The following is a 22064-nucleotide window of genomic DNA, read 5'->3' as shown; positions in this document are numbered from 1 at the left end:
CGTGCCCAGGGTGTTTGGTTCAGACGCGCTCGTCGGGAAGGCGACGCGCGTTCAGTTCGGCCAGCTCGCGTTCCAGCTCGACCTGGCGGGTGACATCCTTCTGGATGCCGATGAAATACAAATGAGGCTCGCCGTCCTGGCGCACCGGGGTGATCGACAATTCGTTCCAGAAGGCACTGCCATCCTTGCGGTAGTTGCGCAGCACTTCACGGCAGGGCAGGCCAGCGGCCAGGGCCTTGCGAATGCGCGCGCGGGCCAGCTGGTCGCGGTCGTCGCCCTGCAGGAAGCGGCAGTCCTGGTAGAGGATTTCGTCACGGCTGTAGCCGGTCAGGCGCTCGAAGGCGGGGTTGACGTAGATCAGAATGGTGTCATCGCCTTCCAGTTCGGCGACCACGATCCCGTCATTGGAAGCATCGACCATCGATTGCAGCAGCTGCGCATTGATCATGTGCGGACCGTTGGGACTTTGGGATGAGGAGGCCTTTTGCCAGCGTCGGATGCTAGTATCCTACGTTTTCACTCAGTTTCGGAATCTCTTCCCGATGAAAGTCGCCATTATTTCCGGTTCGGTGTATGGCACCGCCGAAGAAGTTGCCCGCCATGCCGAGTCGCTGCTCAAGGCCGCCGGGTTCCAGGCCTGGCATGCCGGCCGCGCTACCCAGCAAGACATCGAAGGCTTCGCCCCGCAGGCTTTGCTGGCGGTGACCTCGACCACGGGCATGGGCGAGTTGCCGGATAACCTGATGCCGCTGTACAGCACCCTGCGCGATACTCTGCCGGCTGCCTGGCGTGGCCTGCCGGGTGCGGTGATTGCCCTGGGCGATACGAGCTATGGCGAAACCTACTGCGGTGGCGGCGAGCAGATGCGCGAGCTGTTTGCCGAGCTGGGCGTGCGTGAAGTGCTGCCGATGCTGCAGCTCGATGCCAGCGAAACCGTGACCCCGGAAGCCGATGCCGAGCCTTGGTTGGCCGAGTTCGCCCAGGCCCTGAAGGCCTGATCCACCCATACCGGCCCCTTCGTCTGTAGGCGCGGGCTTGCCCCGCGAACACCGGCGAATGCCGGTGCCATGTACCGCGGTGCCTGCTTCGCGGGGCAAGCCCGCTCCTACAAGCGCAAGGGCCGGTAAGCCTTACCCCTCTCGCAGCAACGCCAACCAGGCCTGCGCCGCCCGCGACAGATACGCCCCGCGCCGCCAGATGAACGCAATATCCCAGCGCAGATACCCCGGCGCCTTCAATGGCACACGCACCACCCCAGGGCGCTCCAGGGTTTTTGCCACCACACGGGGCAGCAACACCACGCCTTGGCCCGCCGCCACCAGCGCTACCAGAAAATCCGCCTGGCCACTGCGCCCGCCTTCCTTGGGCGTGAAACCCTGCTGCTGGCAGGCCTTGAGCAAGCGGTCGTTGAGCACGAAGCTGCGCTGGTACAGCAGGAAGGGGGTGTCGGCCAGTTGCCTGAGGCTTACCTGTTCTACCCCCGCCAACCCATGCCCGGCTGGCAGCAGCGCATCCAACGGTTCGTTGCAGAAGGGCTGGAATTCGAACGCCGGGTCGCTGGGCGTCAGGCTGCCGCCAAGCTCCAGCTCGCCGCTGCGCACGGCCTGTTCGACGCTGTGGCTGCCGCCTTCGAGCAACTGGATGGCGATGTTCGGGTGGCGCCGTCGGTATTCGGCGAACAGGCCCGCGAACAGCACATCGTTGCCCAGCATCGGCAGGCCCAGGCGCAACTCGCCGCGGGCCATCTGGCTGAGGTCGTCGAGCTCGCGAAGCAGTTCCTGGCGTTGGCGCAGCAGCGCCTCGCCACGCTCCAGCACGATGCGCCCGGCGGCGGTCAGGTGCAGGTGCGAGGCCTGGCGTTCGAGCAGTGGCTGGCCCACATCTTGCTCAAGCTGGGCCACCTGCTTGCTCACGGCCGACTGACTGATGTGCAGGGTTTGCGCGGCCTGGGTAAAACCGCCGCGGTGAACCACTTCGATGAAGCTGCGCAGCTGTTTGAATTCCATGTTCCGAATTCCATTATGGAATGGGTGCAAGTCTAACAATTCGCTTCTGGCCTAGGCAGCCGGCTCTTAAAATAAGGGCTTGTCGAGGAACCCCCGCCCATGAAACCCGCGTTGTTGAAAAAGCCCCTGCGCCTGCTCGCCGAGCTGGCGGTGTTGCTTGTCTTGTTCCTGTTCGGTGGCCAGTTGGCCCAATGGCTGGGTTGGCCGATCCCCGGTGGCGTGATGGGCCTGGCGCTGTTGCTGGTGCTGTTCGCGTGCGGCCTGCTCAAGCCGGCCACCTTGCAGATGGGCGCCGGCTGGCTGATGGCCGAAATGCTGCTGTTCTTCATTCCGGCGCTGATGAGCCTGCTGGACTACGGCAGCCTGGTACGCGAAGAAGGTTGGCGCATCCTGCTGGTGATTGCCTTGAGTACGCTGACGGTGATGGTGGTGACCGCCCTGACCGTGGAACTGGTGTGCCGTTGGAGCCTGCGCCATGAGCCTTGAGCCGATGCCGCTGTTCTGGCTGGCACTGACCTTGTGCGCCTACCTGGCCAGCCGCTGGTTGTACCGGCGCACCGGGCGCTATTTGATGTCGCCGTTGATCCTGGTGCCGGCGCTGCTGTTGGCGGTGGCGGTGCCGCTGCACACCGCCTATGCCGAATACGCGCGTAACACCCACTGGTTGATGGGCGTGCTGGGCCCGGTGACCGTGGCCTTCGCCGTGCCGATCTGGCAGCAACGGGCGCTGCTGGCACGGCACTGGCCGGCGTTGCTGATGGGCATGGTTGCCGGCAGCGCGGCGTCGATCGCCAGCTCCTGGGGGCTGGCCCACCTGCTGGCGCTGGATAACGCGATCAGCCTGTCGCTGGTGCCGCGCTCGATCACCACGCCGTTCGCCATGCCGTTGGCCCACGACCTGGGCGGCGTACCGGAGCTGACGGCCGTGTTCGTGATGTTCACCGGTGTGCTCGGGGCGATGTTCGGGGGCGTGCTGCTGCGCTGGCTGCCGCTGCGCACGCCGTTGGCTCGGGGTGCGCTGTTCGGGGTTGGCGCGCACGGCGCCGGGGTGAGTCGGGCGCAGGAAGTGGGCCGCGAAGAAGGCTCGGTGGCCGGCCTGGTCATGGTCCTTACCGGCCTGCTCAACCTGTTCGCCGCGCCGCTGTTGACCATGCTGTTGTGACCGTTCGTGCCACTGACTCGCTCGGTCATCAAGCTGGCTGGCAACGCAAGTTTCACCGGGCAGGGTGCTGACTAGACTCAACCCCGATACAGAGAGCACATCAATGTGCCGAGGTGACTTGCAATGACCGCAGCCTTGCCCAAACCCGTCCATCGCCAATTCCCGGGACAACCCTGATGCCCCTCGCCGAGATTCCTTTGTGCGTCTGGCGTACCCGGGGTTTGAGTTTTTCATTCCGGGGCCAGAGCATCCGCTACTGGACCGCAGGGCAAGGACAGCCCCTGTTACTGTTGCATGGATTCCCCACCGCCAGCTGGGACTGGCACTACCTCTGGGCCCCGCTGGCCCAGCGCTTCAAGCTCATCGCCTGCGACATGCTGGGCTTTGGCGATTCGGCCAAGCCGCTCGACCACCGCTACAGCCTGATGGAACAGGCCGACCTGCAGCAGGCGCTGCTGGCGCACCTTGGGGTCGACCAGCCGGTGCACCTGTTGGCCCACGACTACGGCGGCAGCGTCGCCCAGGAACTGCTGTCGCGCCACCACGAGCAGCGCGCAAACGTGGCCAGTTGCGTGTTCCTCAACAGCGGCCTGTTCCCGGAGCGTTGCCAGCTTCCGCTGGTGCAGAAACTGCTGCTCAGCCGCCTGGGCTGGCTGGTGGGGCGTTCGTTCGGGCGTGACGACCTGGTGCGCACCGTGAGCCAGATCTACGGGCCCTGTACCCACCCCAGCGAAAGCGCGCTGGACGACTGCTGGAGCCTGATCGCCAGCAACTGCGGCACGCGCATCCTGCACAAACTGGTGGGTTACCAGCCTGAGCGCAGGCAGCACCGCGAGCGCTGGGTGGCGGCGTTGCAGCGCGATGGCGTGCCGCTGCGCTTCATCAATGGCAGCGCCGACCCGTTGTCGGGTGCGCAGATGGTCGAGCGTTACCGGCAACTGGTGCCCAACCCCGACACGGTTGTGCTGCAGGGCATCGGCCATTACCCGCACACCGAGGCACCGGTGCAGGTCTTGCGCCATTACCTGGCGTTTCGCGAGCAGCCCCTGCGCTACCTGCCGCGTAGGCTGGCCTGGTCCTGAGGCGGCGGCCATCGCCCAGCGTTATTGCCTGGCATTCAGCCCGGGTGCGCTTGATTGTCCGCAAGCCTGGGCTGGCGGACACTCACGCCATCGAAACCTGAGCGGGAGCCATGGGCATGAGCGAGCCGGTACGTGTGCAAGACCGTGTAGTGATCGTCACCGGGGCCGGTGGCGGCCTGGGCCGGGCCCATGCGCTGCTGTTCGCCGCGCGCGGCGCCAAGGTGGTGGTCAATGACCTGGGCGGCAGTGCCCGGGGCGAGGGCGCCAATGCTTCGGCCGCCGACCAGGTGGTGGCCGAAATCCGTGCAGCGGGCGGCATTGCCGTGGCCAGCCATGATTCGGTCAGCGAGGGCGCCCGTATCGTCGAGCAGGCGCTGGACAGCTTCGGCCGGGTCGATGTGCTGGTGAACAATGCCGGCATCCTGCGCGACAAGGCGTTCCACAAGATGGACGACAGCGACTGGGCGCAGGTTTGCCAGGTTCACCTGGACGGCGCCTACCAGGTGACCCGCGCCGCCTGGCCGCACCTGCGCGAGCAGAACTGGGGGCGGGTGATCTTCACGGCGTCCACCTCGGGCATCTATGGCAACTTCGGCCAGGCCAACTATGGCGCGGCCAAGCTTGGGTTGTACGGCCTGACCCGTACCTTGGCGATCGAGGGGCGCAAGCATGGCGTACTGGCCAATGCCATCGCCCCAACCGGTGGCACGCGCATGACCGAGGGGCTGATGCCGGCGCAGGTGTTCGAACGGCTCAAGCCCGAGTTGATCAGCCCGCTGGTGGTGTACCTGGGCAGCGAGCAATGCCAGGACAGCGGTGAGCTGTTCGAGGTGGGTGGCGGCTGGGTGGGCAAGGTGCGCTGGGAGCGCAGCCTGGGGGTTGGCTTCGACCCGGTTGAGGGGTTCACGCCCGAACAGGTGGCGCAGAACTGGGAGCGCATTGCCGATTTCGAAGGGGCGCTACACCCGCGGGACAACCTGCAGTCCCTGCAGCAGATGATGGCCAACCTGCAGAAATACCCCTAGCAGCCACGCCGCGCTCTTGTAGGAGCGGGCTTGCCCCGCGAAGCAGGCGACGCGGTGCGTGGCACCGGCTCCGCAAGTGTTCGCTACCAATCGATCAGGCAAAAAAAAGGCCGCTGCAAAGGCAGCGGCCAATCGAGACGTTAGATCAAGGAGCTTCAAAATCAACGTCGGTGAACCTCGCGGGCCTGAAGGACAGGGGGGTTAACGCCCTTCATGCCGGCCAGTGAGGTAAGAATAAGCGCTTGATCCTGAGGGAAAAATAGCCGTCAGTGACATTCACCTTTACGTTTCGGGCAACAGTCTCAAGCCGTGGGCGAATAGCCCATGCGCCAGCTGGTTTCCCTGGACGCGGCAAGCAGCCGCTGCGCCGCCGGGCCATGCTCGTCGGCATGGAAAATCGACGTCGGGCCGACCACCGTCATCACCGCCGCGATCTGCCCCAGGGCGTTGAACACCGGCGCCGACAAGGCATCCACCCCCGGCATCAGCAGGCCATGCACATGGTGCAGGCCGCGTTCCCGGATGCCGGCCAGCAAGCCCTGGTAGTCGCCCGGCGCCTGCTGCAGCGTGGCCAGTTCCCGGTCACGCAATTCCACGGTTTCGCGCTCGGGCAGGTGCGCGGCGAACACCAGCCCGGTGGATGAACTGAGCAGTGGCAGTACCGAGCCGATCTGCGTCACAACGGTCACCGCCCGCACCGCCGGCTCGATGCTCACCACCGTCGCCCCCTGGTTGCCCCACACGGCGATGAAGCAGCTCTCGTTGAGTTCATCGCGCAGCAGCGACAGCGGCATCGCTGCCACTTTCAGCACATCGATGCTGCCCAGCGCCGCCAACCCCACGCGCAAGGCTTCGCGCCCCAGGCCGTAATGGTTGGTGGCCGCGTCCTGTTCGGCGAAACCACTGGCAATCAACGCCTGCAGGTAGCGGTGCACCTTGCTCGCGGGCATCTGCACGTGTTCGGCCAGGCGTGACAGCGAGGTGGAGGGGGACAGCTCGGCAAGGGCCTTGAGGATGTCGGTGCCGACCTCCGCCGAGCGGACTTTCTGCTTGCCGTTGTCGGCGGGGGAACTGGCTTTGGCCATGGGTTGGAAACTTCCGGATTCTTCGCGTCGCGCCTTTATAGCTTGACGCCCGGCGGGGAGCAAATTACGTTATTCGTAATCTGATTACGATAAAAACAAAATCCGGAGGCATCGATGAACCGCGACACGTCCGCCGATCTTCAGTACCTGAGCGGCTTTGGCAACGAATTCGCCAGCGAAGCGCTGCCCGGTGCCTTGCCGGTCGGGCAGAACTCACCGCAAAAGGCGCCCTACGGGCTGTATGCCGAATTGCTCTCGGGCACGGCGTTCACCATGGCCCGCAGTGAACTGCGCCGCACCTGGTTGTACCGTATTCGCCCCTCGGCCCTGCACCCGCGCTTCGAACGCCTGCAGCGCCAGCCCCTGGCCGGCCCGCTGGGCGCGGCCACGCCCAACCGCCTGCGCTGGAACCCCCAGCCCATTCCGGCCGAACCCACCGACTTCATCGAGGGCTGGCTGCCGATGGTGGCCAACGCGGCCGCCGACAAACCGGCTGGGGTGAGCATCTACATCTACCGTGCCAACCGCTCCATGGACCGGGTGTTCTTCAATGCCGACGGCGAGCTGCTGCTGGTGCCGGAGCAGGGCCGGCTGCGCGTGGCCACCGAACTGGGCGTGCTGGAAGTCGCGCCGTTGGAAATTGCGGTGATCCCGCGCGGCATGAAATTCCGCGTCGAGTTGCCCGATGGCCAGGCGCGTGGCTACCTTGCCGAAAACCATGGCGCGCCACTGCGCCTGCCGGACCTGGGGCCGATTGGCAGCAACGGCCTGGCCAACCCGCGCGACTTCCTCACCCCGGTGGCGCACTACGAAGAAGCCGATGGCCCGGTGCAACTGGTGCAGAAGTTCCTCGGCGAGCACTGGGCCTGCCAGCTGCAGCATTCGCCATTGGACGTGGTGGCCTGGCACGGCAGCAATGTGCCGTACAAATATGACTTGCGCCGCTTCAACACCCTCGGCACGGTCAGCTTCGATCATCCCGACCCGTCGATCTTCACCGTGCTGACCTCGCCCACCAGCGTGCATGGCCTGGCCAACATGGACTTCGTGATTTTCCCGCCCCGCTGGATGGTGGCCGAGAACACCTTCCGCCCGCCATGGTTCCACCGCAACCTGATGAACGAATTCATGGGCCTGATCAGCGGCGCCTACGATGCCAAGGCCGAAGGGTTCCTGCCCGGTGGCGCTTCCCTGCACGGGGTGATGAGCGCCCACGGGCCAGACGCCGAAACCTGCGAGAAAGCCATCGCAGCGCAGCTGGCACCGCACAAGATCGACAACACCATGGCCTTCATGTTCGAAACCAGCCAGGTGCTGCGCCCGAGCCTGCAGGCTCAGGACAGCCCGCAATTGCAGGCCGACTACGACAGTTGCTGGGCCACCTTGCCAAGCACCTTCACCCCGAACCGGAGATAACCCATGAACCAGACCGCCATTGCCCGTAGCTGGGTGGAGCACGCCAACGGGCACCGCGACTTCCCGCTGCAGAACCTGCCGCTGGGCATCTTCAGCCGCCCAGGCGAAGCGCAGCGCTGCGGTGTGGCCATCGGCGACGCCATTCTCGACCTGGAGGCCGTGCTGGCCGCCGGGTTGTTCGAGGGCCAGGCCAAGGCTGCGGTGGAAGCGACCCGCGGCGGTGCGCTGAACGCCTTCTTCGCCCTGGGCCGGCCTGCCCGCGTGGCCCTGCGCGAACGCCTGCAGGCGCTGCTCGGGGAAGGTAGCGAACACCAGGCTGCACTCAAACCCGCCCTGCACCCCGCCAGCGAGTGCCAGATGCACCTGCCGGCCAAGGTGGGCGACTACACCGATTTCTACGTTGGCATCCAGCACGCCACCAACGTCGGCAAGCTGTTCCGCCCCGACAACCCACTGCTGCCCAACTACAAGTACGTGCCAATCGGCTACCACGGCCGTGCTTCGACCCTGCGCCCCTCGGGCGCCGATGTGCGCCGCCCGAAAGGCCAAACCTTGCCGGCTGGCCACACCGAACCGGCCTTCGGCCCCTGTGCCCGCCTGGACTACGAGCTGGAGCTGGGGATCTGGATCGGCCAGGGCAACGACATCGGCCAGGCCATTCCCATCGCCGAGGCCGAGCAGCACCTGGCCGGCCTGTGCCTGCTCAACGACTGGTCGGCGCGTGATATCCAGGCCTGGGAATACCAGCCACTGGGCCCGTTCCTGTCGAAAAGCTTCATCACCACCCTGTCGCCCTGGGTCGTTACCGCCGAAGCCCTGGCACCTTTCCGCCGCGCCCAGCCAGCGCGCCCGGAGGGTGACCCACAGCCATTGCCCTACCTGCTGGACGCGCACGACCAGGCCCGCGGGGCTTTCGATATCGAACTGGAAGTGCTGCTGCTCACCGCCCGCATGCGCGAGCAGGGCCTGCCCGCCCACCGCCTGGCCTTGAGCAACACCCTGAACATGTACTGGACCGTGGCCCAGCTGATTACCCACCACAGCGTCAACGGCTGCCAGCTGCAACCGGGTGACCTGTTCGGTTCCGGCACGCTGTCCGGCGCCAGCCCGGACGCCTACGGCAGCCTGCTGGAGATCACCGTGGGCGGCAAGCAACCGGTGGAACTGGCCAGTGGCGAGCTGCGCAAGTTCCTCGAAGACGGTGATGAAATCATCCTGCGCGCCCGCTGCATGGCGGATGGCGTGGCCAGCATTGGTTTCGGCGAATGCCGCGGCACCGTGATCGCTGCCAACTGAGGAAACCTGGCCATGGAGCTGTACACCTACTACCGTTCCACCTCCTCCTACCGGGTGCGCATCGCCCTGGCACTCAAGGGCCTGGGCTACCAGGCCCTGCCGGTCAACCTGCTCAAGGGCGAGCAGCGCGGGGCGGAGTATGTGGCACTGAACCCGCAGGGGCGGGTGCCTGCCCTGCGTACCGACGAGGGGGAGCTGCTGCTGCAGTCACCGGCGATCATCGAGTACCTGGAGGAGGTTTATCCACAGCCTGCGCTGCTGCCCGCAGCGCCAGCCCTGCGCGCCAGGGTGCGGGGCGTGGCGGCGATCATCGGCTGCGATGTGCACCCGCTGCACAACGTCAGCGTGCTCAACCAGCTGCGCCAGCTGGGGCATGACGAAGCCCAGGTGAACCAGTGGATCGCCTATTGGATCAGCCAGGGCTTGGCGGCGGTGGAGGCTTTGATTGGCGACCAGGGCTTCTGCTTCGGCGAGCAGCCGGGCCTGGCGGATGTCTACCTGATTCCGCAGGTGTATGCCGCCGAGCGCTTCACCGTCGACCTGGGTGGCTACCCACGTATTCGCCGGGTGGCGGCCCTGGCGGCGGGGCACCCGGCGTTCGCCAGTGCCCACCCGTCCTGCCAGGTGGATACACCGGCTCAGTGAATCGAGCGGTTTACCGTGGGCAGTTTGCCGATTCGTTCCGACAGTTTCAGCCGTTGCACCGGGTCGTCAGTCAACAGCAGGGCATGCTCCAGGTCGAACCGTTCGGCCTGGGGGCAATCCAGCTGCTGGTACAGCGAGGCGCGGGTCACGTAGTCGCTGACCTGCACCGGGCCCAGCTGCATCACCCGTTCGGCATCGATCAGCGCCGCCAGGTGGTCATCGTTGCTGATGTGCAGTTGGCGCAGGTTGCGTGACAGGCGCTGGAGCATCTGCGTGGCGCTGGCGGCGCGCAGGTGCTCGGCGGTAAGGGCGATGTGCGGGCCGAACTGGCGGGCGAGCAGTTCGCGGCAATCATTGGGGTACAGGCGCCTGCCGCCACAGGGGTCGAGCAAATGGTCGGCGCCGGGTACGCGCAGCAGGAAATGCCCAGGGAAGGCCACGCCTTCCAGGGGAATGGACAAGCGCCGGGCCAGCTCCAAGGTGATGATGGCCAGGGCCAGCGGCTGGCCACGGCGGCGCTGCAGCACTTTGTCGAGCAGTGCCGCCTGTGGGCGCAGGGGGTGGTATTCATCCTGCTGGAAGCCGAATGCGTTGAGCTGGCGCAGCAACGGCTGGGCCAGCTCGGTCAATGGCAGCATGGGCAGGCTGGCGCTGATCTGGGCTTGCAAGTGGTGCAGTTGGGCCAGGCAGGCGGCCGGGTCAACCTGGCGGTCATGCTCGGCGGCAATCCACAAGGCGGCTTCCAGCAGGGCGACCGGCTCGCGCTCCAGGCAGGCCAGGCAAACTTGACGTGGGTTCATCGGCGATCTCCACACACGCTAGAGTAATAGCTGTGGCAGGCAGATTCGTCCAGTGGTCCGCCCGCCGCGTCAGCTGCAAGCGCGTGCCTATACTGGTAGGAGCACCTCGCAGGGGAGCCCGCCGATGTTCGCGCTGATGCAAAGCACCCGCACCCAGTCGCTGCACCTGTTCACTGACCCGCCCACGGGCCTGAAGGCTGTGGTGGCCATTCACAGCGAAACGCTGGGCCCGGCCATGGGTGGCTGCCGCTACTTGCCGTATGCCGACGATGAAAGCGCGATGACCGATGCCATCCGCCTGGCCCAGGGTATGAGCTACAAGGCGGCCCTGGCTGGCCTGCCGTTGGGCGGGGGCAAGGCGGTGGTGATGCGCAACCCCCATGTGGAAAACCGCGCGGCGCTGTTCGAGGCGTTCGGCCGCTTCATCGACACCCTGCAGGGCCGCTTCATCATTGCCGTGGACAGCGGCACCTCGACCCTGGACATGGACTGCATTGCCCAGTCCACGCCACACGTCACCAGCACCACAGCCTCCGGTGACCCTTCGCCGCACGCGGCCATGGGCGTGTTCGCCGGCATCCGTGCCACCTCGCGGGCACGGTTGGGCAGCAGCAACCTGGAAGGCTTGCGCGTGGCAGTGCAGGGGTTGGGCAATGTTGGTTATGCACTGGCTGAGCAGTTGCACGCGGCAGGGGCGGAATTGCTGGTCAGCGACCTGGACCCAGGCCGGGTGCGGCTGGCGGTGGAGCAGTTCAATGCCCACCCGGTGACCAACGATGCGTTGATCAGCACGCCGTGCGATATCTTCGCCCCGTGCGGCGTGGGGCCGGTGCTCAATGGGCAGACGGTGATGCAGCTGCGCTGTGCGGCGGTGGCGGGGGCGGCGAACAACCAGCTGACGACCTTGCAGGTGGCTGACCAGTTGGAGTCACGCGGGATTCTTTATGCGCCGGATTATGTGATCAATGCCGGGGGCTTGATCTACGTGGCGCTGCGGCACCAGGGCGGGGACTTGGGGAACATTACCGAACACCTCACCCGCATACCCACAAGGCTGACCGAGGTGTACGGGCATGCCCAGGCCGAGAAACGCTCGCCCGCGCGGGTGGCGCAGATGCTGGCCGAGCGGCTGCTTTATGGTTGAGATGCAGCGCCCCCTGCGCGGTGAAAACCACCTGCGCAAAACCGGTAGGAGCGAGCAAAGCTCGCGATGCGATCTGGCAGGCGCAGCATACTTCAAAGGCTGAACCTGTCGGTGGCACCGCATCGCGAGCTCTGCTCGCTCCTACCCGCCTGTGAACTGCGCCGATGTCACTCGGCAGCACCGCCTTCAAGCAACTCACCCAACGCATCCGGCTGGCTCTTGAACGCCCGCGCGAACACATCGCGGTTCTTGGCCATGTAGATTCCGGCCTCTTCCACCTGCTGCTCGGTCAACGATGGCACCGCCTTGTGCAGCACCTCTGCCAGGCGCTCGGCCAGTTCGAGCATCTTGTCGTGACGATCTGCTTCGGCCTTATCCATGAACAAGCGCTCCGGGTCGCGGCTGCTGCGGTACACCACTTCGACGGCCATTCATCACCTCTGTGCCTTTTAGCTGGTTGGATTACTGTATCCATATACAGTAATGGCATTGGCCATCACCGTGCAACCAAAAAATCAGGCTAAAGCCTAGTCCACAGGTGCCTTGCGGCAATTGGTCGCCTTCCAAGCCAGGGGCCTGGCCCTTTAACTGCATGGCACAAGCGTCACAAGGGTGACGCACCATCCTTCATGTCGTATCGGGGAATCGCACATCGTGAACATCAAATGGGCTGAAAGACTGCGCAAGGGCCTGCACGGCTCGGCCGACTCGCTGGGCAACCTGTGCGTGGAAGCGTTCCATTACCTGGCGCTGTTCGGCATCGGTGCCATCACCGCCTATGCGGCCGTGGTGACTTTCCTTGAAATGCTCGGCAAGGGTGGGGTCAGTGTCGATGACATCCTGCTGTTGTTCATCTACCTGGAGCTGGGGGCGATGGTCGGGATCTACTTCAAGACCAACCACATGCCAATCCGCTTCCTGCTGTACGTGGCAATCACCGCGCTGACGCGCCTGCTGATCGGCGATGTCTCGCACCACAAGGCGCCCGATGCCGGCCTGCTGTATGTGTGTGGCGGCATCTTGCTGCTGGCGTTCTCGATCCTGGTGGTGCGCTACGCCTCGTACCGCTACCCCTCGACCAAGGCCCTGGACGCCAACGGCAAGGAAGTGGACGAGGGCAAGTGAGGGGATATTTTTCTACCGCCAAGGGTGGGCGGCGGTGCGATTGAATCCTGGCTGGCGCCGCATCGGGCGTCGTGGCATCGGGCCACGGCCGGTGGCGCCAACAGGAGAATCGCAATGCGTAAAGATGCCGAAGCCGTCCATGCCCACCTGAAGAACGTCCTGGCCCCCCTGGGGCTCGATCCGGATGCGCTGTACGTCACTGAAGTCGCGGACGTCATCGAACTGAAGGTGGCCGCCAGCCGCTCGCTGGTCGAAGAGGTTATCTACTGGCTCAAGCAAGGCCAGGAACCCACCTACGACCAGGGCCTGGTCGGCCTGTTCCACCAACCCGGCACATTCGATGCGGCGCATCGGGTAGGCAATTGGCGGCTGCCGGACCTGGAGAAGCAAATCGGCAAGCTGCTGGGCTGAGGCTCAGTTGGCCACGCCGATGGCTGCGAACGGGCGGCTGTCGGCACGGCCTTCGCGGGTCAGGGCGGCCAGTACCTGCAGCGGGTTTTGCCCCAGTTCGATGGCCAGGCCCAGGCGAATGCTGTCGATCACCCGCTGCAGGCGCACCGGGTCGTTGCGTTGGGCTTGGCTGATGAGGCGTTTGGCGACCACGCCGGCGTCGTCGGAAAGGGTCAGCATGATGCTGCCATCGAGCCGTTCGATGCTGAGGTTGACGCGGTATTCGGGGGCGAAGGCGGCGCTGATCTGGTCGAAAGGGTTGTTCATGCTCGGTGTCTGCAATGAATGATTGCAGGAGTTGACCGGGTGAATCCCTGGTTGGTTCAGGCCCGTTGATCCGTAAACATGAAAACGCCCGGCATTGGCCGGGCGTTCTTGTGTGTGCCGATCAGGCGTCGGGGTCGCTGAGTTCAAGCACGCCGCGCTTGCTGCGCAGCTTGCCGTAGAAGTGTTCCAAGGCGTTGTTCAGCTTGCTGGCGGCACCGTCGACCGCTTGGTCCAGCGACGTGGCGGTGTGGGTCACGGAAATCGGTTGGTGGCCTTTCGGGCGAGCCTCCAGCTGGCAGCGTTTATCGTGCGGGCCGGGCTTGGCGCCGTTCTCGTCGCGCAGATGAACCTCGATGCGGGTGAGGTCGTCGTCGTAGCGTTCGAGGGTGGCTTCCAGCGTACTGCGGACCCACTCGTTGAGACGGATGTTGCCTTCGATATGGTTGCTGCTGTTGACCTGGATTTGCATGATTCCAATCCTTATTCAGCTTGCTCGCATGGAGGCGTGCCTAGGCCATTGAGGGCCTTGGTATTTCTGCGCCTCTTGACTCTAAGGTCAGGCAACGGCGAAACGATTTCAAGCCCTTTTTGAAAATAAATTTCCTGTTGCAAATCAGGCCCCGCTCGCCGCCCAAACCCTGGCACGATCCCTGTAACGATCCCTGTAGGAGCGGCCTTGTGCCGCGAATGGGCCGCACCGCGGCCCCGCCAACACCTCAAAACTCAACCGAGGTTTGCACATACAAGGTCCGCGGTTCCCCCACGTATTTACCCTTGTTGTTGTCATCGAACGAGCGCGTGTAGTACTCGCGGTTGAACAGGTTCTTCACCCCCACCGCCACCTTCAGGTTCGACAGCTGTGGCCCGAAGTCGTACCCGGCACGGGTGCTGACCAGCATGTACCCCGGGATGCGCCCGGTGCTGCCATCGGCGCTCTCGGCGCGGGTGTTGGCGTTGTCGGCGTACTGGCTGCTCTGGAAGCTGCCATCGAGGTTCAACTGCCACGGGCCGTCGGTGTAGCCCACGCCCAGGTTGCCCTTGTGGCGCGACGAGAACGGCACCTGATTGCCCTTGTTCGGCCCATCTTCGCGGATGGTCGCGTCAACGAAGGCATAGCTGGCATGCACGTCGAAACCGGCCAGCGCCGGGCTCAGCCCATCCAGGGCGTAGCGCACGCTGGTTTCGAAGCCTTGATGGCGAGTTTCGCCACGGGCGATCACCGAGTCGTTGGTCTGGTTGCTCTCGTATTGGTTGTCGAAGTTGATCAGGAACAGGCCCACCTCGGCTTGCAGGTCGCCACTGTCGTAGCGGCTGCCCACTTCCCAGGTGCGCGCTTTCTCCGGCTTCACCTCACCGCTGCTGACGCGGTTGGGCATCTGGCTGTACTGCACGCTGCCGAAGGAGCCCTCGGTGTTGGCGTAGAGGTTCCAGCGATCGGTCAGGTGGTACATCACGTTCAGCGCAGGCAGGGCGGTGTTGTAGCTGCCTTGGTAACGCTGGCCGTTGAGCAGGTTGTTCTGCGCCGAATCGATCATCTCGTAGCGGATGCCCGGGGTGATGGTCCAGCGGCCGATATCGATGCGGTCGTCCAGGTACAGGGCGTGGGCTTCGGTACTGCCACGGGTGTCGCGGTCGTTGCGGCTGGCGGTGGTTGGCAGGCGGTCGGCGCTGGTGGCTTCGCGGTAGCGCAACTCGTGGCCGGCTTCGTTGACGTAGCGGTAGCCCATGCCCAGCTCGTGCCAGCTGTCACCCAGGGCCAGGCCCTGGGAGAAGCGCGTCTCGATGCCGCGCACCCAGTATTCGCGGGGCGACAGGGAGACGAAACTGCCCTGGTCGAGGTAGCCGCTGCGCAGGGTCTTGGTGAAGAAGCTGTTGACGCTGAACTGGCGGTCGTCCTGCTTGTAGTCGTAGCCGACGTTGACCAGCGTACGGCGGCCCCAGAATTTGTCCTTCAGGCGCGTCGACTGGTACGGGTCGGCATCGAAGTCGGCGCTGCTCAGGCCGCCGGGCATCTGCGCCTCGCCGTCGTAGTACTGGGCCATGGCGTGCAGGCTGTTGGCCTCGTCCAGTTGCAGCTTGCCCTTGAGAATCAGGTCGTCGATCTGCGTGTCGCTGTGTTCGCGCCAGTCGCCGCCACGCACGCCGGAGTACAGCAGGGCGCCACCCAGGCCATTGTCGTTGGTGCCCCCGACCAGCAGGTTGGCGCTGTTCTTGAAACCATCGTGGCTGGAGGAGGGGCTGATCTGGTTCTGCATCGCGGCCTTGAAGGTGGCCTGCTCGGGAATGGCGCGGGTCACGAAGTTGACGATGCCGCCGACGTTCTGCGGGCCATAGCGCACTGCACCGCCGCCGCGAACCACGTCCACCGCATCCATGTTGCCCATGCTCACGGGGGCCAGCGACAGCTGCGGCTGGCCGTAGGGTGCGAACGGCACCGGAATGCCATCCATCAGCACCGTCGAGCGCGATGCCAGGCGCGGGTTCAGGCCGCGAATGCCGAAGTTCAGCGCCAGGTCATGGCTGCCGGTGCCGTTGTTGTCAGGCGCGTTCACCCCTGGCATGCGGTTGAGCACTTCGCGCGCGGTGCTGGCGCCGCTGCGCTCGAACTCCTCACGGCGTACCACATCGCGTGCGCCGGGGTGCTCGAAGACGTTGTCCTGTTGCGCCTCACCCAGCCAGTCACCGACCACGGTCGATGCACCGAGCTCGACCGGCGCGCCGGGGGCGGCTGGGCCTACCGGCTGCAGGCTGTAGGCATTGTCGGCCTGCTGGCGCGCCTGCAGGCCGCTGCCGCGCAGCAGCGCCTCCAGGCCCTGGGCGGTGTCGTATTCGCCGTCCAGGCCTTGGGTCGCCAAGCCCTGGGTGACTTGCGAGCCGAACGAGATCAGCGCACCGCTCTGCCGGCCGAACTGGTTCAGGGCATCCTCCAGCGAACCTGCGGGAATGTGGTAGGTGCGCATATCGGCGGCGAACAGGGCCTGGGAGGTGAGGCCAAGGCTGCTGGCAAGCAGCAGGGCATGGACGAGCGGGCTGGGGCGCAGGGGCATGGGGCTGGATCCTGTAATAAGGGGTTCTGCCTTCCCTGTCACGCGAGGTTCGCCAATCGGCTCAGGCTGCACGAAAAAAAATCAGCTCAGCCGCGGTTCAAGCGTTACCCAGTAGCGGGTGAAGCGCCGTACCTTCACCGGCAATGCCACTTCCAGCATCTGCAGGATGCGTTCGCTGTTATCCAGTGGGTAGGAGCCCGACACTTTCAGGTCGGCGATCCGCTCGCTGCAGCCCAGTTGCCCGTGGCGATAGCGCCCCAGTTCAGCCAGGAAATCGGCCAGGCGCATGTGCGAGGCCACCAGCATGCCGTCTACCCAGGCGCCGCTGTTTGGGTCCAGCGGGCTGATGGCCTGCCAGCCGTGGCCATTGAAGCGGGCGCGCTGGCCGGCGAGCAGGGCATTGCCAGCGAAACGGGCCTGGCCGCTGAACACCGAAACCAGGCTGAAGCCGTCGAACTCGCGCACGTTGAAGTGGCCGTTGCCCAACTGCAATTCGCCCTGTGCGGTGCGCAGCACCAGCGGGCGGGCATCGTTGGCCACGTCCAGCGCCAGTTCGCCTTCGAGCAACCGCACCTGGCGCTGCTGGCCATCGAAACGCACATCGGCGGCGCTGCGGGTATTGAGTTGCAGCACGCTGCCATCGTCCAGGCGCATGCGCCGGCGTTCGCCCAGCGGGCTGCGGTAGTCGGCCAGCAGCCCCGGCACCGGGTTGTGCCCGTGCAGGCCAAGGCCGGTGGCACTGGCCACGCCCAACAGCAGCAAGGCCTTGAGCGCCCGGCGCCGGGCCGGGGAGGGCGGCGCCTGCAGGGTGGCATGCACCACGGGCGAGGCCACGCCTTTGAGGCGCTGGTTGACCTGCTGGATATGTGCCCAGGCCCGCTGGTGCTCCTGGTCGGCCAGCAGCCAGTGCTGCAGCGCCTGCTGCTGGGCCTGGTCGAAGTCATCGCCTTGCGACTCGATCAGCCAGTGCACGGCCTGTTCGGCCACCTGCGCGGAGAACGCGGCGTTCATAGGGCGAAGTAGCAGCGCAGGGCTGCCTTGTTCAGGTAGCGCTTGACCGTGGCCAGCGACAGGCCCAGCTCGCGGGCGATCTCGGTTTGCCCCATGCCGTCGACCTGGGCCAGCAGGAACACACGCTTGACCAGCGCCGGCAGGCCATCGAGCAGGCGGTCGAGCTCCAGCAGGGTTTCGAAGATGATCGCTTTCTGTTCCTCGCTCGGCGCTACCTGCTCGGGCACCAGGGCCAGGGCCTGCAGGTAGGCGCGTTCCAGTTCCTGGCGGCGGAAGTGGTTGCACAGCACGCGCTTGGCCACGGTGGCCAGGAACGCCCGGGGCTCGACCAACTGCGGTGCCTCGCGGGCTTGCAGCAGGCGCACGTAGGTGTCCTGGGCGAGGTCGGCGGCGCTCTGCGGGCAGCCCAGGCGGCGGCGCAGCCAGCCGGTCAGCCAGTTGTGGTGGGCGTGGTAAAGGCCTTCGACCGTGGAAGAGAGGGCGCTGGACACCGCAATACTCCGGCGCCATGCAGCGCAATTGGTAGTAAGAATTGTTCGCATTGTAGTGGCAAGGCGTTTCGTCGGCAATCCTTGGCTATGCCTGGGAAGCTTTGCTTATGAGAATTGAAATCATTACTATTGCATCCCCCAGCTCCACCGGATCCCAGCCATGAAGCGCACCGCCGCCGGACTTCCCATCAGCTACCGCTTGGGCGTGCTTTCGCGCAGCCTCGCCGCGCTGCTGGGCGGGTACCTGCTGGCGTCCATGGCGAGCATCTGCATCACCCTGCTGGCGCCGCTGCCCCAGGTGGACGCGACCATGACCGGCATGATGCTATCGTTCGTTTTCTACCTGTTGGCCTTTCTCTGGTGCTTTGCCTGCCGCAGCGCCTGGCGTGCCTGGCTCGGCGTGCTGCTGCCAAGCCTGTTGCTGGCGCTGGTCAACGGGTTTGCCTACTGGATGAAAAACCCATGAAGGAAGGTTTCCGCCAGGCCATGGCCTGGCTGCACACCTGGACCGGCCTGATTTTCGGCTGGTTGCTGTTCGCCATCTTCCTCACCGGTACCCTGTCGTACTTCAAGGAAGAGATCAGCCACTGGACCCAGCCGGAAGTGCGCCGCCATGCACTCGACCCGGTCGCCAGCCTGGGCCTGGCCCAGCGCTACCTGGAGGCCAATGCCGGGCATGCCAGCAACTGGATGATCCGCCTGCCCAGCGAGCGCGAGGCGCCGATCAGCGTGGGCTGGCGCGACCCCGACGGCGGCCGGCGCGGCTTCGTCAACAAGAAGCTCGATGCCCAGACCGGCCAACCGGTGGAGGCCCGCGAGAGCCGCGGCGGCGATTTCTTCTACCGCTTCCATTTCCAGCTTGAGATGCCGTACCCCTGGGGCCGCTGGCTGGCCACGTTCTGCGCATTCATCATGCTGCTGGGGCTGGTGACCGGGATCATCACCCACAAGAAGATCTTCAAGGAGTTCTTCACCTTCCGCCCCGGCAAGGGCCAGCGCTCCTGGCTGGACGGCCACAATGCGATCGGCGTGCTGGTGCTGCCGTTCCACCTGATGATCAGCTACAGCAGCCTGGTGATCTTCATGTACATGGTGATGCCGGCCAGCATCATGGCCAGCTACGGCGACAGCGACGGCTATTTCAAGGAGGTATTCGGCCGCGACGATGTGCCCAAGGTGGCCAATGTCGCCACGCCGCTGGTGCCGCTGGCCAGCCTGTACGCCAAGGTTCAGGAACAGGTGCCGGGTGCGCGCATGGGCTACATCCAGGTGCAGAACCCTGGCGACAGCAACGCCCGGGTCAGCTTCGCCCAGGCCTCGGCAGACAGCATCGCCTACAAGCGCAGCGCCAACTGGAGCTTCGACGGCGCCACTGGCGCGCTGCTGACCCAGGGCAAGCCCGAGAGCGCGGCGATGATGACCTCGTTCAGCTTCGTCGGCCTGCACATGGGCAACTTTGCCGGGCCATGGCTGCGTTGGCTGTACTTCTTCTTTGGTGTGGCCGGCACGGCGGTGATCGGCACCGGGCTTGTGATGTGGCTGGGCAAGCGCCAGCTCAAGCATGCCAAGAGCGCCAGCTTGCCGGGCGAGTTGCGCCTGGTCGAGGTGCTGAACATCGCCAGCATGAGCGGCCTGCTGCTGGCCGTGGCGGGGTTCTTCTGGGCCAACCGCCTGGTGCCCGCCACGCTGCAAGGCCGTGCCGATTGGGAGGTGAACGCGTTCTTCCTGGCCTGGCTGCTGGCGCTGGTGCATGCCATGCTGCGCCCGGGGCGCAAGGCCTGGGGTGAGCAACTGGCACTCGGTGCGGTGGCCTTTGCCCTGCTGCCGCTGCTCAACTCGCTGACCAGCGAGCAGGGGCTTGAGCATTCGCTGGCCGCCGCCGACTGGGCCATGGCCGGGTTCGACCTCACCGCCCTGGGCACGGGGTTGTTCCTCGCCTGGGCTGCCAGGCAGATGCTGCGTGCCCCAAAGCCTGCAGCCAAGCGCGCGCCGCGCGCGGCCAAGGCGACCACTGACGTGGCCGAGGTGCACTGATGCTCAGCGTTGCCTTGATCGGTTTCAGCGGTTTCGTTGCCTTGTGCCTGGCCATGGAGAAGCACTTCAGCGACCTGCTCGGGCGCAAGCCAGGCCCTGGCCAGTTGCGCAACCTGCGGATCGCCGGCTGGTTGTTGCTGGCCCTGTCGTTGCTGCTTGCCGTGCACCTGCGCGGCTGGGACCACGGTCTGCTGGAGTGGGTGGCGGTGCTGATGGCCGGGGTCACCCTATGGGTGTTCGGCCTGCCTTACCTGCCAAAGGTGCTGCTTGGCCTGGCAGCCTTGAGCCTGGTGCTGGGCCCGCTGCTGGCGCTGCTGGGTGGGTGATGCGTTGAGCGAAACCGACAGTGACGGCAGCCGCGCCCGCTTTGTGCAAGTGTTCCAGAGCCAGCGGGCGCGCATGGAGGCATTGATCAGCCGCCGCGTCGGTTGCCGTGCCACGGCATCGGACCTGGTGCAAGAGCTGTTCCTGCGCTTCTGGCGCCGCCCCGAAGTCAAGGTCGAAGCGCTCGACACCTACTTGCTGCGCTGCGCCGGCAACCTTGCCATCGACCACCTGCGCAGCGAGGGCAGCCGTGAACGCCTGGCCGAGGCCTCGCAGCCGCTGGACGACGATGCCCCGGCGCCGGAGCAGGCACTGGAGGCCGATCACGACCTGCAGCGCATTGAAGCGGCGCTGCGCGCACTGCCTGAGCGTACCCGGCAGATTTTCCTGCTCAACCGTATCCACGGCTGCAAGTACGGCGAAATCGCCAAGGCCATGCAACTGTCCCAGAGCAGCGTGGAAAAGCATATGATGCGCGCCCTTGAAGCGTGCAAGGCCAGTGTTGCCGAGCCCGCGTTTTCCCCACGCCGGCCTGGGAGCGCCCGCCAATGAGCCATCCAGACCTGATCACCGCCGTGCAGTCCGACGCCGCCCTGCACTGGTTGCTGCGCATCAACCAGCAACCCGAGGCAGCCCAGAGCGCCGACTTCAAGCGCTGGCTGATTGCCGACCCCAGGCACCGCGAGGCCTATGCCGAAGCCCAGTTACTATGGCAGATCAGCGAAGCGCCGGCGGCGCGCATGGCCGAGGAGGAGCACGCTGACCTGCAGCGTTACCTGCAGGCAATGGCCCGGCCCGCCAGCAGCGGGCGCTGGCGCGCGCTCTGTGGCATGGCCGCTGCGTCCTGCCTGGTGCTGGCCATGGGCGTGGCAGGGGGGTGGCGGCCGGTGGACTGGCTGCAGAACCTGCAAGCCGACTTCAGCAGCGGCGAGGCAATCCGCCAGGTGACCCTGGCGGACCAGTCCCAGGTGACCCTGGATGCGGGCAGCGCCATCGCCGTGCACTTCCAGCAAGGTGAGCGCCATGTGCGCTTGCTGCATGGTGCCGCGTTCTTCCAGGTGACCCACACCGGCGAGCCGTTCGTGGTCGAGGCGGGCGAGGGCCAGGTGCGCGTGCTCGGCACCCAGTTCGAGGTCCGTGAGCAGGGCGACGGTGCCCAGGTGACCGTGCGCAGCGGGCGGGTGGCGGTAACGGCGGCCCAGGGGCAGGCGGCCCATGAGCTGACGGCCAATCAGCAGTTGGCCTTCGCCGATGGCCAGGCTGGCGAAACCCAGAGCGTGGACAGCGACAGCCGCCTGGCCTGGCGCCAAGGCTGGCTGAATTACTACCAGGTGCCGTTGGCCCAGGTAGTCGACGACCTGGGGCGCTATTACCCGGGGCGGATCGTGCTGCTCGATGGCGAACTGGGGCGGCGCAAGGTCAGTGGCAGTTTCCCGGTTGCAGAGCCCTTGGCGGCGCTGGACTCGCTGGGCCAGGTCCTCGGGTTTTCACGGCAGACCCTACTCGGGCGCCTGACCGTCATCAGGTAGTTGCCCATACCGGCCCTTTCGCAGGCAAACCCGCCCTACAAACCCCGCACGTACCCTTGTAGGAGCGGGCTTGCCCCGCGAAAGGGCCGGCCCAGCAAAATATTTTCCAAAGGGTGATGAGGTAA

Annotated in this window: 26 protein-coding genes; 16 read left to right on the top strand and 10 right to left on the bottom strand. The window is 65.6% G+C overall.

All coding sequences use genetic code 11. The annotated features are described in order from the left end of the window. Window positions 1-19: 19 nt before the first annotated feature. Window positions 20-448 carry a PAS domain S-box protein gene (locus F3J44_RS06800; protein WP_167065811.1) on the bottom strand — a complete coding sequence of 143 codons (429 nt, stop codon included), beginning with the start codon at window positions 446-448 and terminating at the stop codon, window positions 20-22. 94 nt (window positions 449-542) lie between these two features. Here F3J44_RS06800 and F3J44_RS06795 point away from each other — a divergent pair, with 94 nt between their 5' ends. Further along, the gene (locus F3J44_RS06795) at window positions 543-998 is read left to right on the top strand and encodes a flavodoxin (RefSeq protein ID WP_167271302.1); all 456 of its coding nucleotides are present in this window, start codon (window positions 543-545) and stop codon (window positions 996-998) included. A 132-nt stretch (window positions 999-1130) separates the two neighbouring features. Here the strand turns inward: F3J44_RS06795 and F3J44_RS06790 are convergent, their stop codons facing one another. After that, on the bottom strand, window positions 1131-2006 hold the full coding sequence (locus F3J44_RS06790; RefSeq protein WP_167065805.1) for a LysR family transcriptional regulator: 876 nt from the start codon (window positions 2004-2006) through the stop codon (window positions 1131-1133). 99 nt (window positions 2007-2105) lie between these two features. On the opposite strand from F3J44_RS06790, the gene F3J44_RS06785 reads away from it, so the two are divergent. From F3J44_RS06785 to F3J44_RS06770, 4 genes are all read left to right on the top strand, one after another. Beyond that, window positions 2106-2492: a CidA/LrgA family protein gene (locus F3J44_RS06785; RefSeq protein ID WP_167065802.1), complete on the top strand. Its 387-nt coding sequence runs from the start codon at window positions 2106-2108 to the stop codon at window positions 2490-2492. Continuing rightward, a complete protein-coding gene (locus tag F3J44_RS06780; RefSeq protein ID WP_167065800.1) occupies window positions 2482-3168 on the top strand; it encodes an LrgB family protein in 687 nt (228 codons plus the stop codon). Before F3J44_RS06785 ends, F3J44_RS06780 begins: the two co-directional genes overlap by 11 nt. Window positions 3169-3458: 290 nt before the next feature. Then, window positions 3459-4250, top strand: coding sequence for an alpha/beta fold hydrolase (locus tag F3J44_RS06775; RefSeq protein WP_205299726.1), 792 nt, complete (start codon window positions 3459-3461; stop codon window positions 4248-4250). Window positions 4251-4366: 116 nt separating this feature from the next. Next, window positions 4367-5275: an SDR family oxidoreductase gene (locus tag F3J44_RS06770; protein ID WP_167271298.1), complete on the top strand. Its 909-nt coding sequence runs from the start codon at window positions 4367-4369 to the stop codon at window positions 5273-5275. Between the two features lie 302 nt (window positions 5276-5577). On the opposite strand, the gene F3J44_RS06765 is transcribed toward F3J44_RS06770, so the two are convergent. After that, window positions 5578-6360 carry an IclR family transcriptional regulator gene (locus F3J44_RS06765; protein WP_167065794.1) on the bottom strand — a complete coding sequence of 261 codons (783 nt, stop codon included), beginning with the start codon at window positions 6358-6360 and terminating at the stop codon, window positions 5578-5580. Between the two features lie 114 nt (window positions 6361-6474). On the opposite strand from F3J44_RS06765, the gene hmgA reads away from it, so the two are divergent. Genes hmgA through maiA form a run of 3 tightly spaced genes read left to right on the top strand, consistent with a single transcriptional unit; the run spans window position 6475 to window position 9717 of the window. Beyond that, the gene (hmgA, locus tag F3J44_RS06760; protein WP_167065792.1) at window positions 6475-7776 is read left to right on the top strand and encodes a homogentisate 1,2-dioxygenase; all 1302 of its coding nucleotides are present in this window, start codon (window positions 6475-6477) and stop codon (window positions 7774-7776) included. Window positions 7777-7779: 3 nt separating this feature from the next. Continuing rightward, on the top strand, window positions 7780-9072 hold the full coding sequence (gene fahA, locus F3J44_RS06755) for a fumarylacetoacetase (RefSeq protein WP_167271296.1): 1293 nt from the start codon (window positions 7780-7782) through the stop codon (window positions 9070-9072). A 12-nt stretch (window positions 9073-9084) separates the two neighbouring features. Further along, entirely contained in the window at window positions 9085-9717 is a 633-nt protein-coding gene (maiA, locus tag F3J44_RS06750; RefSeq protein ID WP_167271294.1) for a maleylacetoacetate isomerase, read from the top strand. Here the strand turns inward: maiA and F3J44_RS06745 are convergent. Continuing rightward, a complete protein-coding gene (locus F3J44_RS06745) occupies window positions 9711-10517 on the bottom strand; it encodes a SirB1 family protein (RefSeq protein WP_167065786.1) in 807 nt (268 codons plus the stop codon). The genes maiA and F3J44_RS06745 overlap by 7 nt on opposite strands. A 124-nt stretch (window positions 10518-10641) precedes the next feature. On the opposite strand from F3J44_RS06745, the gene F3J44_RS06740 reads away from it, so the two are divergent. After that, window positions 10642-11661, top strand: a complete 1020-nt coding sequence (locus F3J44_RS06740; RefSeq protein WP_167065784.1) for a Glu/Leu/Phe/Val dehydrogenase — start codon at window positions 10642-10644, stop codon at window positions 11659-11661. A 167-nt stretch (window positions 11662-11828) separates the two neighbouring features. On the opposite strand, the gene F3J44_RS06735 is transcribed toward F3J44_RS06740, so the two are convergent. Then, entirely contained in the window at window positions 11829-12092 is a 264-nt protein-coding gene (locus F3J44_RS06735) for a YebG family protein (protein ID WP_167065781.1), read from the bottom strand. Window positions 12093-12315: 223 nt separating this feature from the next. Here F3J44_RS06735 and F3J44_RS29800 point away from each other — a divergent pair, with 223 nt between their 5' ends. Next, complete coding sequence (locus tag F3J44_RS29800; protein WP_167065778.1) at window positions 12316-12786, top strand: phosphate-starvation-inducible PsiE family protein; 471 nt, start codon at window positions 12316-12318, stop codon at window positions 12784-12786. A 114-nt stretch (window positions 12787-12900) separates the two neighbouring features. Next, window positions 12901-13197 carry a hypothetical protein gene (locus tag F3J44_RS06725; RefSeq protein WP_167271292.1) on the top strand — a complete coding sequence of 99 codons (297 nt, stop codon included), beginning with the start codon at window positions 12901-12903 and terminating at the stop codon, window positions 13195-13197. Between the two features lie 3 nt (window positions 13198-13200). Here F3J44_RS06725 and F3J44_RS06720 read toward each other — a convergent pair whose 3' ends face one another. The 5 genes from F3J44_RS06720 to F3J44_RS06700 all read right to left on the bottom strand — a co-directional run bounded on the left by F3J44_RS06720 (window position 13201) and on the right by F3J44_RS06700 (window position 18052). Next, window positions 13201-13503 carry a DUF3509 domain-containing protein gene (locus F3J44_RS06720; protein ID WP_167065772.1) on the bottom strand — a complete coding sequence of 101 codons (303 nt, stop codon included), beginning with the start codon at window positions 13501-13503 and terminating at the stop codon, window positions 13201-13203. A 121-nt stretch (window positions 13504-13624) separates the two neighbouring features. Further along, window positions 13625-13972 (bottom strand): HPF/RaiA family ribosome-associated protein, encoded by a 348-nt coding sequence (locus F3J44_RS06715; protein WP_167065769.1) that lies wholly within the window; start codon window positions 13970-13972, stop codon window positions 13625-13627. Window positions 13973-14219: 247 nt separating this feature from the next. Continuing rightward, window positions 14220-16550 (bottom strand): TonB-dependent Fe(3+) dicitrate receptor FecA, encoded by a 2331-nt coding sequence (gene fecA / locus F3J44_RS06710; protein ID WP_167271290.1) that lies wholly within the window; start codon window positions 16548-16550, stop codon window positions 14220-14222. Window positions 16551-16631: 81 nt separating this feature from the next. Next, window positions 16632-17561, bottom strand: coding sequence for a FecR domain-containing protein (locus tag F3J44_RS06705; protein WP_167271288.1), 930 nt, complete (start codon window positions 17559-17561; stop codon window positions 16632-16634). Continuing rightward, window positions 17558-18052 carry a sigma-70 family RNA polymerase sigma factor gene (locus tag F3J44_RS06700; protein ID WP_167065760.1) on the bottom strand — a complete coding sequence of 165 codons (495 nt, stop codon included), beginning with the start codon at window positions 18050-18052 and terminating at the stop codon, window positions 17558-17560. Before F3J44_RS06700 ends, F3J44_RS06705 begins: the two co-directional genes overlap by 4 nt. 160 nt (window positions 18053-18212) lie before the next feature. Between F3J44_RS06700 and F3J44_RS06695 the strand changes: the two genes are divergently transcribed. The 5 genes from F3J44_RS06695 to F3J44_RS06675 are packed head-to-tail and all read left to right on the top strand — an operon-like array spanning window position 18213 to window position 21939. Continuing rightward, a complete protein-coding gene (locus F3J44_RS06695; RefSeq protein WP_167065757.1) occupies window positions 18213-18518 on the top strand; it encodes a DUF3649 domain-containing protein in 306 nt (101 codons plus the stop codon). Then, on the top strand, window positions 18515-20086 hold the full coding sequence (locus F3J44_RS06690) for a PepSY domain-containing protein (RefSeq protein ID WP_167271286.1): 1572 nt from the start codon (window positions 18515-18517) through the stop codon (window positions 20084-20086). Before F3J44_RS06695 ends, F3J44_RS06690 begins: the two co-directional genes overlap by 4 nt. Beyond that, on the top strand, window positions 20086-20412 hold the full coding sequence (locus tag F3J44_RS06685; protein WP_167271284.1) for a DUF3325 domain-containing protein: 327 nt from the start codon (window positions 20086-20088) through the stop codon (window positions 20410-20412). The genes F3J44_RS06690 and F3J44_RS06685 overlap by 1 nt, the downstream gene beginning before the upstream one ends. Beyond that, a complete protein-coding gene (locus tag F3J44_RS06680) occupies window positions 20405-20962 on the top strand; it encodes a sigma-70 family RNA polymerase sigma factor (RefSeq protein ID WP_167065749.1) in 558 nt (185 codons plus the stop codon). The genes F3J44_RS06685 and F3J44_RS06680 overlap by 8 nt, the downstream gene beginning before the upstream one ends. Next, window positions 20959-21939 (top strand): FecR family protein, encoded by a 981-nt coding sequence (locus F3J44_RS06675; RefSeq protein WP_167271282.1) that lies wholly within the window; start codon window positions 20959-20961, stop codon window positions 21937-21939. The genes F3J44_RS06680 and F3J44_RS06675 overlap by 4 nt, the downstream gene beginning before the upstream one ends. The last annotated feature ends 125 nt before the right edge of the window (window positions 21940-22064 follow it).

Origin of the sequence: Pantoea sp. Tr-811 (assembly GCF_011752535.1) — a bacterium.
In the GTDB taxonomy this organism is placed as follows: domain Bacteria; phylum Pseudomonadota; class Gammaproteobacteria; order Pseudomonadales; family Pseudomonadaceae; genus Aquipseudomonas.
Note: the sequence above shows the minus strand (reverse complement) of the source record. Positions and strands in the feature narration are given on the sequence as shown.